Below are 16,357 nucleotides of genomic sequence, written 5' to 3'. Positions count from 1 at the left end.
TCTATAATTGTTCACTTGTTTTACCAAACCTTCTTTCTCTATCTTGATAATTATGTATTGCCTCTATCAGATTTTCTTTTCTAAAATCTGGCCAAAGCACTTCTGTAAAATATAATTCTGCATAAGCAATTTGCCATAAAAGAAAATTACTAATACGTTGTTCTCCACTAGTGCGTATTAACAAATCTACATCGGGCATATAACTCGTATATAGATGTTTATTAATGACGTCTGTATCTATTTGATCGATCTCTAAGGAACCTTCCTTTACCTGACCGGCCACATTTTTTATAACTGATATCAACTCTTCTCTAGACCCATAGCTTAAGGCTAGAGTTAAATCCATTCTTTTATTCTCTTTGGTCGCATCAATAACTTCAGCTAGCTCTTTTTGAGCAGACTTAGGTAAAAGACTTAAAACACCTACAGCCTTAAGAGAAATATCATTCTTCTGTAAGGTAGGAAGCTCTTTTTTAAGGCTAGAAACTAATAACCTCATTAAGGTATCTACTTCTAACTTTGGTCTTTTCCAGTTCTCTGTACTAAAAGCGTACAAAGTTAAGTGCTCCACACCTAATTCTGCACATGTTTCTACAGACTGTCTAACTGCCTTTGCACCTTTTTCATGGCCACGCACGCGCATTAAACCTTGTTTCTTTGCCCACCTACCATTACCATCCATTATAATAGCGATATGCTTAGGGATTCTAGTAGGATCGAGTAATTGTTGTGCCATACTTAAAAATTACAATAACAAGGTTTACGACCGAATGTGTAAGTAAGAGTCACCCCACTGAACACGTACCAGTCGTTGTTATTTAAGTTACCAAATTTCAAATTATCAAAATCTTTACTTCTTACAGGACTACTTCCATCTAGATTATCTGTAAAAGTATATCGAGCACCTATCTCTGCTGCGAGTATCAATTTAGGAGTAAGAGACATCTTAACTCCAAAAATTATAGGCATTGCAATATCAGTCGTTTCACCGTACTCTTCCAACTCATTTGTGTTATTTAGTGCAAACAACTCATAATGAAACGCAGTAATTCCTGTATATAAGTAAGGTGTAAACTGCGGTCTACCTGAATACAGTTCCCAATCCCAGAAGGTGTACTCTAAGCCTACACTCGCTTCTAGCATAGTATAATCATATTTTAAACCTCTTAAATCTCTTGAAACATCATCACTATCATTATCATCACCTACCATATTTGCAGATATTATGGTGGCTCTAAAACTGTGTCGTGGACTACGATTCCATTTAAAAATACCACCTATTGCGATATCGTTAAATTGAATGTACTGAGTACTCCCGACATCACCTACCACATTTGAGGTTCCTGCAAAAATACCTAACTCATAGGTTTGCGCTTTCGCGAAAGCGAAACTAAAAAAAACAATAAATAAAAAAACTAACCGCATGAAATTTTTAAAACGTGCAAATATAACAATTCTCTTTACCCAGCATGATGTTTACATGCTCGATTCTAGTAATACAGAACTAGTATTGATGTTTTTTATTGTTTAATTGCGTTTATCTTCACCCCAGAGTAACTTATCTCTAATGGTCTTAATGAAACTTTGCCCTTTTAGCTCTATGAGATCTATAGTAAAATCTGCTTTTTTAAGTGTTAATTGTGTTTCATTAGGATAGGATGCTATACGATTATCTAGTGATGCAAGAAATTCTTCTTCTCGACCACTTACCTTAATAGTGATCTCTGTATGATCTGGAATAACAAGTGGGCGGGCATTTAAATTATGAGGCGCAATAGGTGTTATGACAAACGCGTCTGTATCTGGCGATATAACAGGCCCACCACAACTTAAACTATAACCGGTAGAACCTGTAGGTGTAGATATTATTAGACCGTCTGCCCAGTAAACTGTTAAAAGTTCTTTATTTAATTTAGTTTCTATTTGAATCATGCTAGTTGTATTCATTCTACTAACGGTCACTTCATTAAGTGCAAAATTACGTGGCTCTGGATGATTTTCTTCATGTGTAGAAACTAAGGTAATTAGACTACGCTTACTCAGTGTGTAATCCCCATTATACAAGGCGTTTACCGCTTCTTCTAATTGGTCTTTATGAAGGGTTGCTAGAAATCCCAATCTACCTGTATTCACACCTATTACTGGAATATCTACTTTACCTATGTAAGCAACTGCTCTAAGAACAGTACCATCGCCTCCCATACTTATAAGTAGATCAAAGGATTTATCTAATTGATCAAAAGAATCTAAACCTAAGGCTACTCCTTGATCTTTAAGTAAATTATGAAATCCAGACTCCACCAGCGCGACACAATTCTTAATTTTTAAAAGATCGATAAGCTTTTTACAAGTTATTACTGTGTCATCATGGAGGTACTGACCGTATATAGCAACTTTTTTCATTTACATGTTTAGATATTTATTCAAATAATCTGAGCGCTCCTTGAGAGTATCTAGATAAGAATCTTCTTCGGCTGCACTTATTATCTCATAACTGTACCTTCTAAAAGTCTGTAAAACGGTATTTAAATTTTGAGGACTCAATTTAAGAGTAATCTCAGACATATGGTCGTTATAATTACTTACAAAACAACCGAATATTTTAGAATCATTAGACTCTACTATTTGCGCTATTTCACTAAAACTATAATCATTAGAACCTTTTTGTACGACGACCACCGCACCAGACTCGTACATAAAAGGCGCGTCATTAAACAGCTCCATAATATCTTTAAGTTCATAGTATCCTAAATATTCATTCTTACTATCTAAGACAGGCATCATATTAGATTGATGTTGTGCAAATGCTTCTAAAACATCTAGCCAGTGCGTCTCTTCTTTTACATGAAAAGCAGTCATAGAATACTTAACGGCCTGCAATATTTGATCTGACTCAAAGCAATGCGCATCATTTTCTGACAGACACCCTATGTAAATATCATTTTCCATTATAGGTAAATGAGAATAAGTAAGCTGCGAGAATATTTCTTGAGCCTTTTTCATATCTGAAGAGATTTCCAAAGGCATTACATCATTAATTATGTATTGCTTAATATCCATAAAGTACAAAATTTAACGCAAATTAATCAATTCTACACTTATACCTCTGACACAATCCTTTGTATTTTTGAAATAAAAATAAAACATGGCAATTTTAAGTGTAAATGTCAACAAGATAGCAACTTTACGTAATTCTAGAGGTGGTGATGTTCCTAATTTATTAAAGGTAGCAATAGATCTAGAAGCTTTTGGTGCGCAAGGAATCACTATCCACCCTAGACCAGATGAGCGTCATATAAAATACCAAGACGCTAGAGATCTTAAAAAAGTAGTGCAAACAGAACTTAATATAGAAGGAAACCCTATAGAAAGTTTTATTAAACTAGTGGACGAAGTACAACCTGCGCAAGTCACTCTCGTACCAGATGGACCAGATGCTTTAACATCTAATGCTGGATGGGATACCGTTAAACATAAAGACTTCTTAACTAAAATCGTGAAACACTTTAAAGATCAAGGAATACGCACCAGCATATTTGTAGACCCAAGTATAGAAATGATAGAAGGCGCTGCGCTAACAGGTGTAGATCGTATTGAGTTATACACAGAAGATTTTGCGAGTCATTATGATACAGACAGAAACCATGCAATTGCTCCTTACATAACAGCAGCAAAAAAAGCAACAGAACTAGGTATAGGTATCAATGCCGGTCATGATCTATCATTAGAAAATATTCAATTTTTTAATGAGCATGTACCAGAATTATTAGAAGTATCCATAGGCCACGCTTTAATTTCAGAGAGTCTTTATCTAGGACTAGAAAATGTAGTTAACATGTATAAATCAAAACTGGTATAATGTTACATTCTATAATTTTAGGTGAAGGACAGCCTTTTTTAATTCTCCACGGCTTTTTAGGCATGGCAGATAACTGGAAAACTCTAGGTCGCAAATGGAGTGAAAACGGTTTTCAAGTACACCTTATTGACCAGCGTAATCATGGACGCAGTTTACACAGTGACCAGTTTAGCTATTCCTTAATGGCTCAAGATATAAAAGAATACTGTGATAAGCATAAACTTAAAAACATCATACTTTTAGGACATAGTATGGGCGGTAAAGTAGCCATGAGATTTGCAGCAGAAAATGAAAACTATCTGGACAAATTAATAATAGCAGATATAGCGCCTAAATTATATCCACCGCACCACAGCGATATTATAAACGGCCTAAAAAGTATCGATTTTGATAAGATAAGTACTCGCAAGGATGCAGACGAGATGTTAACAAAAGTAATTCCCGATTTAGGAACACGTCAGTTTTTATTAAAAAGTCTCTACCGCGTTGAAAAGGGTCGTTATGGATGGCGGTTTAACCTAGACGTTTTAGGAGAGTCTCAAGAAAAGATAGGCATTCATGAACCCATAAAAACACCTATAGAAAGACCCACTCTTTTTATAAGAGGTAGCAAGTCTGGATACATATTAGAAAGTGACATAGTTATTATAAGGCACGCTTTCGCGAAAGCGGAACTAAAAACAATAGAAAATGCAGGACACTGGCTTCATGCTGAGAAACCGCAAGATTTTTTAACATATGTTACGGAATTCATAAAATAAACGTTGTTATGCTTGCATCATAATAAAGAAAACCCTTGTGTAATATCATTTTAATATTAAATTTGACACTTACAAATTTAATTTATACCTCAAATCATTGATTATGAACAAACTGAAAGTTTTTGTTGTACTTTGTTTGATCTCTACGTTTGCTTACGCAGGTGGATATCGTGTCAGCACACAAAGTAACACGCAATTAGCAATGGGACATACTGGTGTCGCTGTCGTTAATAATGCAGACATCTTATTCTTTAATCCAGCTGGAATAGTACACCTAGAAAACAAATTAAATATAAGCGCTGGTGGTTTCGGTGTGTTCTCTGATGTAAAGTACCAAAATGAAGAATTCGGAACCTCTTTTGAAACAGAAAGCGAAGTAAGCACACCTATTTATCTTTATGCTACCTACAAAGTGTCTGAAGATTTTGCTGTAGGTTTAGGTATTTACACACCTTACGGAAGTAATGTAACATGGCCTACTGACTGGGCAGGATCTCACCTAGTTAATGAAATAGACTTAAGCGCTATCTTTATTCAGCCTACTTTATCTTATCAATTATTTGATAGTGTAAGTATAGGTGGTGGACCTATCCTAGCTATAGGAGCGGTAACATTTAATAGAAATGCTAGTAGAACACTTACCGATGAAGAAGGTGTACGTTCTAACATAGAAATAGAAGATTCTGGTATTACAGCCTGGGGATGGTCTGCTGGACTTATGTTTACTCCAGACGACAGATTTAGTTTAGGTTTTAACTACCGTTCTTTAATTGATATAGAAAGTACAGAAGGTACTGCTACCTTCTCCAACTTTCCTAACTCAAGCCTTACAGGTATAGATGTTGATGAAAATGGAAGTGCAACAGCTGGTTTTAACGCTACACTTCCTTTACCTGCAGAGCTTACTGTAGGAATGTCCTATAAATGGGATAAACTACTTCTTGCTTTTGATTACAATAGAACTCTATGGAGTGAATACAACAGTCTAGATCTAGAATTTAGTAATGGTGCTACTTCTATTAACCCAAGAAACTATAAAGATGCTTCTACATGGAGATTAGGTGCTCAATATGAGTTTACAGAAAAACTAACAGTTAGAGGTGGTTATTACTTTGATGAGTCTCCTGTACAATCTGGATTCTTTGCACCAGAGACACCACGTAACGATTCTAATAATTACACTTTTGGACTTTCTTACAAAGTAAATTCAAAGTTATCTATCGACACTTCATTCCTATTTGTACAGTTTAAAGAAATAAATGAATCTTATGATTTCTTTTTTGACACTGGCGCAACTACTCCTGCACCATTTGCAGGAACCTATAAATCATCAGCATTTATCGGTGGTCTAGGTATAACTTATAGCATGTAAAAAAAATAAAATAATGAAAAACTTAAATATAAAATTCATTGCTCTTTTTCTTGCAGGTACTGCAATAATAGGTTGTGATGACGAATTTGACAACGCTATCGAAGATGGTGGAGTCTATACATCTGGAGAAGCAGATTTCTCTAAATTTGTAACATTAGGAAACTCTTTAACAGCAGGATTTGCTGATAACGCACTATACCTAAGTGGACAATTAAATTCTTATCCTAATATCATTGCAGGACAAATGCAATTTGCTGGAGGTGGTGAATTTAATCAACCATTAGTTAATGATAATACCGGTGGTCTACTTGCTGGTGGTGTGCAAATACGACCTAACCGCCTTGTGCTAGCGTCTGACGGTAATGGAACTCCTGCTGGACCAGTTGTTCTAGACGCAACTCCAACGACAGATATTACTAACAAAGTTACCGGACCATTAAACAACTTTGGTGTTCCAGGCGCAAGAGTATTTCACCTAGCAGCTCCAGGTTACGGTGCTTTAGCTGGTGTTGCTACAGGTACTGCAAACCCATACTATGCTCGTTTTTCTAGCTCAGAATCTTCTACAGTAATAGATGATGCGATTGCTGCAAACGGAACGTTCTTTACTCTATGGATAGGTAATAATGATATATTAGGATATGCTACTAGCGGTGGGTTAGGTGTTGATAACAACGAATTAAACAACATAGACCCAGCTGCACAAGGAGACAACAGTATAACTAACAATAATGTATTTGCTCGAGTGTACCAACAGTTAGTTGATGGACTTACTGCAAACGGTGCAAAAGGAGCTCTAGTTAACATTCCAGATGTTACTTCTATTCCTTTCTTTACAACGGTACCTTCACAAGCTCTAAGCCCAGTTGATCCAAATTTTGGACCACAAATACCATTACTTAATCAAGTTTACGGTGGACTAAATCAAATATTTGCAGCTTTCGGTCAACCAGACCGTCAAATTTCTTTTTCTACTTCCGCTGCTAGTGGACTTGTTGTTAGAGACAATGACTTAGTTGATTTATCACAAAATCCAAGTTTTGTTGGCGCATTAGTTCCTTTAGTTCAAGGTATTGGTGATTCTTTTAACTTAACCCTAAATACTGCGCAAGCTACTGGATTAGCTCAGATTTTGGCACCTCAATTCGGTCAAATACGTCAAGCAACACCAAGTGATTTAATAACATTTACAGCGGCGACATTACTCGGCGAAAATAATCAACAACTACTTGGAACCTTAACAGATGCTCAAGTACCAGTAGAATTAGCTCGTGCGTTAACGGCAAATGGTATCACCTTCCCTTTAGGTGATGAATTTGTACTAGATGATGATGAACAAGATAGAATAACCGCTGCGCAAACTGCATATAACGCGACTATAGAAGCTATTGCTATAGCAAATGATCTAGCATATGTTGATGTGCGCACAGAGTTATCTAGAGTAGCTACATCAGGTATTTCTTATAACGGCGGTGTTTTAACTTCTACATATGCATCAGGTGGTGCTTTTTCATTAGATGGTGTTCACCCTACAGCTAGAGGTTATGCATTTACTGCAAACACTATCATAGATGCAATAAACGCACAATATGATTCTACTTTACCTAAAGTAGACATAGGCGCTTATGACTCTATTCAACTAAGTGATTCTGCTCAATAAACAGAGCATATTATTTCTATATGAATCTGCTGAAGGCTCGTTCTTCAGCAGATTTTTTATTTTTACACAAATTCTATAGTATGAGATTCATTATAAAATTACTTATTACGGCTGCACTAGTAATGGGACTGGCACAAATCTTACCAGGTATAGGTATTACTAATTATGTAAGCGCCATACTAGTTGCCCTTACCTTATCTATATTAAATTTTATAGTAAAACCCATACTTGTTATACTTACCTTACCTATAACTATAGTCACATTAGGTATATTTTTATTATTTATAAACGTTATCATTATCTACCTAGCAGACTGGTTTGTAGACGATTTTACGGTAACAAGTGTATTTTGGGCATTTATATTTTCACTATTACTCGCAGCGGCACGATCTTTTCTCTTTAAATTATTAGACAAAGAAGATAACTGAGAATATCTAACCACCACGTAGGTCCATAGCAATAAGACAAACACTTTGATAACTAGTAAATAAAGCTTAATTTTGCAGCCCAATTTTAACAGCATAAAAAAGTCTTTAAATGAATATAAAACGTACGGACACAGACGCATTAAATGCGACAATTACCATAGAAATTGAAAAGGCAGATTATCACCACCAAGTAGATAACGTACTTGCAACTCACCGCAAGACAGCAAACATACCTGGTTTTAGAAAAGGCCATGTACCTGCTAGCCTTATCAATAAAAAATACCGCATTCCCGTATTAGTAGAAGAGATCAATAAACTGACTCAATCTCAACTTAATAAATTCATCACCAGTGAAAAAATGAACCTTTTAGGAAACCCACTTCCTAAGACTCAAGAAGATATTAACTGGGATCAAGATAATTTTACTTTTGAATTTGAAGTAGGCTTAGCTCCAGAATTTGATGTAGATGTAAAAGGTAAAAAAGCCATTACACAATATGAAATAAAAACTGATGATAAAACAATCAACGACCAGATCGATCGCATACGTGAGCAATATGGTAAGTTAATTGCAAAGAAAGAAGTGGAAGAAGGAAATGAAGTTACCGGAGTTTTCAGAAATGACGACGAAGAAATCAATTCTGACGCTACGTTTTCTACATCAAAAATCAAAGGAAAGACTAATCTTAAGAAATTCATAGGTGCTAAAATAGGTGACTCTTTAGAACTTAAAACAAAAGATCTTTTTAATGATGATCACGATCTAATGAATTTTCTTAAATTAGAGCAAGATAAAGCACAAGGTCTTGAAACACCTGTAACTTTTGAAATCACTGAAGTTAACGAGCGTGAAAAAGCAGAGTTAAATCAAGAATTCTTTGACAAGCTTTTTGGAAAAGATGTTATCAAGAGTGAAGAAGAACTGGTTGAAAAACTACGTGAAGACGCAGGCAAACAATTTGCTCAACAAACAGATCAGAAATTATTAACAGACGTTACAGAATCACTTATTGAGAACACAAAATTTGATCTTCCAGCAGACTTCCTTAAAAGATGGATCGCAAGTAATGGCGAGAATGAATTAACAGAAGAAGAAGCTGCCGCAGAGTACGAGCGTTCTGAAAAAGGATTGAGATATCAACTAATTGAATCTAACATTGTAAAAAACAATGAAGAATTACAATTAAAGTTTGAAGATCTACAGGAATATTCTCGTAAAATGATACGTTTACAGATGGCTCAGTACGGTCATACTGGCGCAACTGACGAAGAAGTAGATAGTGTAGTGGCACGTATCATGAGCAATCAAGAAGAAGTAAAACGCATGAGCGAGCAACTACAAAACGAGAAAATGCTAGATTTCTTCAAAGCAAACGCAAAATTGAAAAAGAAAGAAATGACCTACGAAGACTTCATTAAAGAAGCTTACGAAGTATAATTTATTCCTGTCAATAATTCATATCTTTAGGCGTTGACTATTTTATCAATTAGTTAACGCCTTTTTTATCACTCATATAGTATCATTACAACATGGACATATCTAAAGAATTTGAAAAATTTGCCGTAAAAGATCAAGGAGTAAATCCTATGTATTACGATAAAATTATGGGTAGCATGTACCCAACTAATCTTACTCCTAACATTATAGAAGAACGCCAGATGAATATCGCGATCTTTGACGTATTCTCACGTTTAATGATGGATCGCATCATTTTCATGGGAACCGGAGTAAATGATCAAGTAGCAAACATTATACAGGCGCAACTGCTTTTCTTAGAAAGTGCAGACGCAAATAAAGACATACAGATCTATATAAACTCACCAGGCGGTAGTGTTTATGCTGGACTAGGCATATATGACACGATGCAGTTCATAAAGCCAGATGTAGCCACTATCTGTACAGGCATGGCCGCAAGTATGGGAGCTGTCTTGTTGTGCGCCGGTGCCCAAGGTAAGCGTAGTGCTTTACCACACAGTCGTGTAATGATACACCAGGTTTCTAGTGGAGCACAAGGCCAGGCTAGTGATATAGAAATCACGGCTCGTGAGGTTGTAAAACTTAGAGAAGAATTATACACCATCATAGCAAAGCATTCTGGACAAACTTATGATAAAGTCTATGCAGACTCTGACCGCGATTACTGGATGAAAGCAGATGAGGCTAAGGAATACGGTATGATAGACGAAGTACTAAGAAGAGACTAAGATCAATTCTTGCAATATAATTAGTGGTTATTCCGCTTTCGCGAAAGCGGAAACCACAACAATTAAACTGCCTATATTAAAATTAAGAATCGTATTTCTAACCTTATAGAAAAACGACTCCTATCTAAAAAGGCACAAACTATCGTGTCAAAAACAGAAATATGAGTAAAGAACAACTAGAATGTAGCTTTTGTGGACGCAATAAAGCAGAAACTAATTTGCTTATCGCAGGACTGGATGCACATATTTGTGACCGCTGTATTGAGCAGGCTCATGGAATAGTTCTCGAAGATACTACAGTGGATAAACCTGGAGTTTCTAGTGCAGAATTAGAACTTAAAAAACCTAAGGCTATAAAAGCTTTTCTTGATGAATACATCATAGGGCAAGAATTTACTAAAAAAGTAATGTCTGTAGCGGTTTATAACCACTATAAAAGATTATTACAAAAAAATACCGATGATGATGTAGAGATACAAAAATCTAACATCATGATGGTAGGACAAACAGGAACTGGTAAAACACTTATTGCAAAAACAATTGCAAAAATGTTAAACGTTCCTCTTGCCATAGTAGACGCAACGGTACTTACTGAGGCTGGATATGTAGGAGAAGATGTAGAAAGTATCTTAACTAGATTATTACAGGCAGCAGACTATAATCTTGAAAAAGCACAAACAGGAATCGTTTTTATAGACGAGGTAGATAAAATTGCCCGCAAGAGTGATAACCCATCTATTACTAGAGATGTGTCTGGAGAAGGTGTACAACAAGGACTTCTTAAATTACTAGAAGGAACTGTGGTAAACGTACCGCCCAAAGGTGGTCGCAAACATCCAGATCAAAAATTTATAGAGGTAAATACAGAGAACATCTTGTTTATCGCTGGTGGCGCCTTTGACGGTATTGAAAAAGTAATACGCAAGCGATTAAACATGCAGGCTGTAGGCTTCAGCGCCAGTATTTCTAACGATGGTGTGGTAGAAAAAGATAATCTGTTACAATATATTATACCTAAAGATATTAAAGATTTTGGGATGATTCCAGAAATCATAGGTCGTTTACCTGTATTAACGTACATGAATCCGCTAGACGCAAATACGTTAAGAGCTATACTTACAGAGCCTAAAAATGCCATTGTAAAACAATACAAAAAATTGTTTGACATGGATGAGATTGATTTCACTATCACCGACGATGCGCTTACCTACATAGTAGAAAAAGCTATTGAGTATAAGCTAGGAGCACGTGGACTACGTTCTTTATGTGAAGCGATTCTTACAGACGCCATGTTCGACATGCCAGGTGGCGATACTAAAGAATTAATAGTTACTAAAGAATATGCCGCATCTAAATTAGACAAAAGTGCTATTCAAAAATTAAAAGCAGTGAGTTAAACCACTTCATTAATTTACCCAATAAAATCCCTTTGTTATTTAATGCAAAGGGATTTTTTATTTCATAATGGTAGTTCAATTTACCTTTCTAGTATTTATGTATTCACCTAATTCTTGTTTCTTATATCTATCTGCATTAATCGTAAAACTAAGAAATGCACTTTTGAGAAAAGTTAGTTGATAGGTTCCATCCTCATTTGTTTTAACAGACTTAATCACACTGCTTTCATAACTTTTCATCTGGCCTATCCCGATAATACCAGCATTCCATATTAATAATAGCATTGTGTACCGGTAATTTTTTTGTGAAATCGAGCACTGCTCGGTTCACCACAACATCATCCACATCACTAGCGCACCTCCATAAACTTAAAAAGCTTAAAGCGAGAAAAAAAAAGAGTAGAGAACTTCATAAACAGCAAAATTGAAACTTAATAGAACTAATTTAAAACAATCATCTTAAATTGCACTCGTTAAATATACCAGTGAAAAAACATTTTTTAAATATACTCGCAGTTCTATTCATAGCCATCACATTAGTTCAATGTGCAAAAAAAGGCACACCTACAGGTGGTCCAGTAGATGAAAAGCCGCCGGTAATATTACGCATGTATCCAGATAATTATACTCGTAATTTCAAGAATCGCATTATCGAGATAGAATTTGACGAATTTGTAAAACTCAATGATTTACAAAAACAACTAGTTATATCACCACCTTTAAAAACGCGTCCTACTATTACACCACAAGGGACTCCATCAAAAAAAATAACTATAGAGATTACCGACACATTAAAGGATAATACCACTTATGTTCTCAATTTTGGACAAAGTATAGTAGACAATAATGAAGGGAATCCTTATCCATTTTTTAAATACGTTTTCAGTACCGGTACGGTGATAGACTCCTTAACCTTAAAAGGTAAAATAACAGATGCATTAAATTATGAGGCAGAAGAATTTGTAAACGTTTTACTATATGAAGTAAATGAAGAGTACACAGATAGTGTTGTATACAAAGAACAACCGCGATATGTTCTAAATACTCTAGACAGTCTGACTACCTTTACTATGGAAAACCTTAAAGAAGGTACTTATAAAATGGTAGCTCTAAAAGAAGAAAATTATGATTTACGCTTTGATGTAACAAGAGATAAAATAGGCTTTATCACAGAACACATAACTATTCCTAGTGATAAGATTTATGAACTTAACATGTACCAGCAAGAGCTGGACCCTAGCATTAAAAAAATCACACAACAGGCTCTATCTAGACTATATGTAGGTTATACAGGAAACGTAGAGAATTTAAAAATAGAACCTACTGACAAATCACTAATTACCAAAAGCCGCTTAACACAATTAGAAAAAAAAGACACTTTACAATACTGGTATCAACCGGTTATTAAACAAGATTCTGTTATGATAAGTACAACAGTTTCAAACCAAGAGAAAGAATTTAAAGTGCGTTTAAAAGAACTTACCAAAGACACGTTGAGCATAAAGAAAGGCACTGATTTCTCACTACATAAACCCTTCACCTTTTCAGCATCTACTCCTATAGAAAAGGTGGACACCAGTTTCATGAAACTTATTGATAAGGACAGTCTACAAATATCTTTTACCACAAGGTTAGACAGTCTTAAAAACAATGCTATAGTAGACTTTGAAAGAAAAGAGTCTCAAAAATATAATCTAACCCTTTTACCAGGTGCTGTAACAGATTTTTACGGCGAGAAAAATACAGATACATTAAGCTATAGTTTCAACACGGTAAAATCAACATCTCTAGGTAACATTATTGTTAGCATAAATAATACAAGTGCATTCCCTATTGTTATTCAAATTACAAAAAAGGATTTAAGTATAGAATTACAACAGTCAGTTGATAAGAATGGAACTTATAACTTCTTCTATCTCAATCCTGGAGATTACTATATAAGAGTAGTTTATGACGCGAACAGAAATGGCAAATATGATGCAGGTAATTTCTTAAAAGGCATACAACCAGAAAAGGTAGTTTACTATCCTGAAGTAGTAAAATTAAAACCTAATTGGGACGGAGTTTACAAACTCAATTTAAAGTAAACTGATCTCTATCTTCTAGAAAGCGCAACTCAGAACGGTATCTCTCAATTTGAGATTTATGAATATCAATAGTTTGTATTCCTTCTTCTTCCCAAGGTTGATTAAGTAATTCATTACCTAAAACGTCATAAACTTGAGAGTGTCCGTTGTAATCCATTCCTGTACCATCTGTTCCTACTCGGTTCACGCCTATGCAGTAACTCATGTTTTCAATGGCACGAGCTTTTAATAGAGCATCCCAGGCGTTTATTCTAGGTACGGGCCAGTTAGCCACATATAGGAGCACATCATAATTACTAGTATTTCTAGCAAAAACAGGAAAACGCAAGTCATAACAGATTTGTAAATTAAATCTCCAGCCTAGATATTCTGCCACAGCGGCTTTTTCACCCTTATTGTACACCTCATGCTCACCAGCAAGTGTAAAGGTGTGTCTTTTATCATAAATAGTAGAAGATCCATCAGGACGCATGAAAATACCGCGGTTAACAAATTTATCAGCAATTTGAAACATGACACTTCCATAAATAGCAAAACCGCCTCTCATGGCATGATCTTTTAAATAATCGATAACACCAGAGTCACAAGCAAGACCATCAGCCCTCATAGAGAAACCTGTAGTGAACATTTCAGGAAGCACCACTAAATCTGTTCTTCCGTAGAGTAATTCTATCTTCTTAGCAAAATTCTTTAAATTTTTTTTCGGATTTTCCCAAACTAAGGATGATTGAATAATCGATGTTTTTAAAATATCCTTTTTCATAAGTATGTTTTAAATTAAAAAAACAGGCAGAACTATTTAAAGCACTGCCCATGATATAAGTGATAGAATATAAAATAAATACTACAACATTAAGCGTTCATTATATCTTCTATTTCTTCTGCCTCTATAGGAATATCTCTCATAAGGTTAAATGGCGCACCACTACTATTGATAACCACATCATCTTCTAGTCGTATACCAAAACCTTCTTCTGGTATATAAATGCCTGGCTCTACAGTAAACACATTTCCTGCTTGCATAGGCTCCCATAAAATACCGTAATCATGAGTGTCTAGTCCCATGTGATGAGACGTACCATGCATAAAATATTTTTTATAGGCCGGCCAGTTGGGATTTTCATTTGCAACATCTGCCTTATCGATAAGACCTAGTTCTAAAAGCTCTTTAGTCATTATCTTACCTACCTCAACATGGTATTCTTTCCACAAGGTTCCAGGAACAAGCATTTTAGTAGCCTCATTTTTCACTCTCAACACAGCGTTATACACTTGTTTCTGTCTGTCTGTAAAACGGCCATTAACTGGTATAGTTCTAGACATATCACTTGCATAATTAGCATACTGCGCACCAGCGTCTATAAGAATTAAATCGTCACTCTTACATTCTTGATTATTTTCTATATAGTGCAATACATTTGCGTTATTACCACTCGCAATAATAGGCGTGTAAGCAAAACCGTCACTACGGTTTCTTATAAATTCATGTAAAAACTCTGCCTCTATCTCATATTCCATCACACCAGGTTTCACAAAATCTAGTACACGACGGAAACCTGCATTAGTAATATCACAAGCCTTCTGGATTAAATCTATCTCTATTTGATCTTTAACCGCTCTTAAACGTTGCATAATAGGTGCAGACTTTGCATAATTATGCGCTGGGTATTGTGATTTGGTTTTTTTTATAAATCGGTCTTCACGACTTTCTAATTCTACAGACTGGCGGTAATGCTCGTTAGTATTAAAATAGATGGTATCGCACTGAGTCATCATTTCAAAAAACTTCTTATCAAAATCACTTAACCAGTACACCGTTTTGATACCAGTTATTTCAGTCGCTTTTTCTTTGGTTAGTTTTTCACCTTCCCATACGGCGATATGCGCATTAGTTTCAGTAACAAAAAGTACTTCTTTATGCGCTGGATCAGAACTATCTGGAAATAATACTAAAATAGTATTTTCTTGGTCTGCGCCACTTAGATAGAATATATCACGATGTTGTTTAAACGGCAGTGTACTATCAGCTCCTGTAGTAAAAACATCGTTAGAATTAAAAACGGCTAGACTAGACGGCTTCATTTTGGCCATAAAGTTCTTACGGTTTTTGATAAAAAGAGCCGAATTTATAGGATGATATTTCATATGTAAAATCTATAATTGAGTTAGGGTAATGGTTTGTGTTTCGCTTTCGCGAAAGCGGAACTACAACCTCCCGCAAGGTAAGAATAGCTCAATAGACAACAAAGAAAACTAGAATTCATTAACAACAAGATCTTAAACACTTTTTAAAAGATCTTAAAATTATTTATGACCGTCTCTTCTTACGGTTTTTAATAAAAGTAACTACTAAAAGTAGTACGATAACTATAGCAACACTGATTATAAAATATCTTGCAACTTCCACGATAATGATGATTTTTATTAGCATGATAAACATACAGAAAATTTAGCAATAAAAAAAAGTCCTGTTTTTTAAGCTAAAAAAACAGGACTTTAAATATTTTATAACAATCCTGTCCTAAATAAATTTAAGACATATCAAACCTAACCATTTTACTGGTTTGATTAGCTGTTTTATTGTTTTT

The 16,357-nt window shown here is 35.2% G+C and carries 16 protein-coding genes; 9 read left to right on the top strand and 7 right to left on the bottom strand.

The genetic code is table 11. From position 1 onward, the window contains the following. Position 1 precedes the first annotated feature (1 nt). The 4 genes from Q0838_RS08600 to Q0838_RS08585 all read right to left on the bottom strand — a co-directional run bounded on the left by Q0838_RS08600 (position 2) and on the right by Q0838_RS08585 (position 3,060). Positions 2-736 (bottom strand): isoprenyl transferase, encoded by a 735-nt coding sequence (locus tag Q0838_RS08600; RefSeq protein ID WP_298953557.1) that lies wholly within the window; start codon positions 734-736, stop codon positions 2-4. A gap of 2 nt (positions 737-738) precedes the next feature. Further along, on the bottom strand, positions 739-1,425 hold the full coding sequence (locus Q0838_RS08595) for a DUF6089 family protein (RefSeq protein ID WP_298953554.1): 687 nt from the start codon (positions 1,423-1,425) through the stop codon (positions 739-741). 102 nt (positions 1,426-1,527) lie between these two features. After that, the gene (locus tag Q0838_RS08590) at positions 1,528-2,403 is read right to left on the bottom strand and encodes an NAD kinase (RefSeq protein WP_298953551.1); all 876 of its coding nucleotides are present in this window, start codon (positions 2,401-2,403) and stop codon (positions 1,528-1,530) included. After that, the gene (locus Q0838_RS08585) at positions 2,404-3,060 is read right to left on the bottom strand and encodes a CBS domain-containing protein (protein ID WP_298953548.1); all 657 of its coding nucleotides are present in this window, start codon (positions 3,058-3,060) and stop codon (positions 2,404-2,406) included. 85 nt (positions 3,061-3,145) lie between these two features. Between Q0838_RS08585 and Q0838_RS08580 the strand changes: the two genes are divergently transcribed. From Q0838_RS08580 to clpX, 8 genes are all read left to right on the top strand, one after another. Next, positions 3,146-3,859 carry a pyridoxine 5'-phosphate synthase gene (locus tag Q0838_RS08580; RefSeq protein WP_298953545.1) on the top strand — a complete coding sequence of 238 codons (714 nt, stop codon included), beginning with the start codon at positions 3,146-3,148 and terminating at the stop codon, positions 3,857-3,859. Further along, the gene (locus tag Q0838_RS08575; protein WP_298953541.1) at positions 3,859-4,620 is read left to right on the top strand and encodes an alpha/beta fold hydrolase; all 762 of its coding nucleotides are present in this window, start codon (positions 3,859-3,861) and stop codon (positions 4,618-4,620) included. Before Q0838_RS08580 ends, Q0838_RS08575 begins: the two co-directional genes overlap by 1 nt. A gap of 103 nt (positions 4,621-4,723) precedes the next feature. Beyond that, positions 4,724-5,992 carry an outer membrane protein transport protein gene (locus tag Q0838_RS08570; RefSeq protein WP_298953539.1) on the top strand — a complete coding sequence of 423 codons (1,269 nt, stop codon included), beginning with the start codon at positions 4,724-4,726 and terminating at the stop codon, positions 5,990-5,992. Positions 5,993-6,005: 13 nt separating this feature from the next. Continuing rightward, positions 6,006-7,652: an SGNH/GDSL hydrolase family protein gene (locus tag Q0838_RS08565; protein ID WP_298953537.1), complete on the top strand. Its 1,647-nt coding sequence runs from the start codon at positions 6,006-6,008 to the stop codon at positions 7,650-7,652. Positions 7,653-7,732: 80 nt separating this feature from the next. Further along, a complete protein-coding gene (locus Q0838_RS08560) occupies positions 7,733-8,080 on the top strand; it encodes a phage holin family protein (protein ID WP_298953535.1) in 348 nt (115 codons plus the stop codon). A gap of 109 nt (positions 8,081-8,189) precedes the next feature. Then, entirely contained in the window at positions 8,190-9,518 is a 1,329-nt protein-coding gene (gene tig / locus Q0838_RS08555) for a trigger factor (protein WP_298953532.1), read from the top strand. Between the two features lie 92 nt (positions 9,519-9,610). Then, positions 9,611-10,285: an ATP-dependent Clp endopeptidase proteolytic subunit ClpP gene (gene clpP, locus Q0838_RS08550; RefSeq protein WP_298953529.1), complete on the top strand. Its 675-nt coding sequence runs from the start codon at positions 9,611-9,613 to the stop codon at positions 10,283-10,285. A 161-nt stretch (positions 10,286-10,446) separates the two neighbouring features. After that, positions 10,447-11,682 (top strand): ATP-dependent Clp protease ATP-binding subunit ClpX, encoded by a 1,236-nt coding sequence (gene clpX, locus Q0838_RS08545; protein ID WP_298953526.1) that lies wholly within the window; start codon positions 10,447-10,449, stop codon positions 11,680-11,682. Between the two features lie 75 nt (positions 11,683-11,757). Here the strand turns inward: clpX and Q0838_RS08540 are convergent, their stop codons facing one another. Then, entirely contained in the window at positions 11,758-11,967 is a 210-nt protein-coding gene (locus tag Q0838_RS08540) for a hypothetical protein (RefSeq protein ID WP_298953523.1), read from the bottom strand. Positions 11,968-12,167: 200 nt separating this feature from the next. Here Q0838_RS08540 and Q0838_RS08535 point away from each other — a divergent pair, with 200 nt between their 5' ends. Further along, on the top strand, positions 12,168-13,769 hold the full coding sequence (locus Q0838_RS08535; RefSeq protein WP_298953520.1) for an Ig-like domain-containing protein: 1,602 nt from the start codon (positions 12,168-12,170) through the stop codon (positions 13,767-13,769). Here Q0838_RS08535 and Q0838_RS08530 read toward each other — a convergent pair. Both Q0838_RS08530 and Q0838_RS08525 read right to left on the bottom strand, forming a co-directional pair. Further along, a complete protein-coding gene (locus Q0838_RS08530; RefSeq protein ID WP_298953517.1) occupies positions 13,756-14,532 on the bottom strand; it encodes a nitrilase family protein in 777 nt (258 codons plus the stop codon). The genes Q0838_RS08535 and Q0838_RS08530 overlap by 14 nt on opposite strands. Positions 14,533-14,621: 89 nt before the next feature. After that, positions 14,622-15,914, bottom strand: a complete 1,293-nt coding sequence (locus Q0838_RS08525) for an aminopeptidase P family protein (RefSeq protein WP_298953514.1) — start codon at positions 15,912-15,914, stop codon at positions 14,622-14,624. Positions 15,915-16,357 lie beyond the last annotated feature (443 nt).

It is taken from the genome of uncultured Nonlabens sp., from assembly GCF_947495285.1.
GTDB lineage: Bacteria > Bacteroidota > Bacteroidia > Flavobacteriales > Flavobacteriaceae > Nonlabens.
Note: the sequence above shows the minus strand (reverse complement) of the source record. Positions and strands in the feature narration are given on the sequence as shown.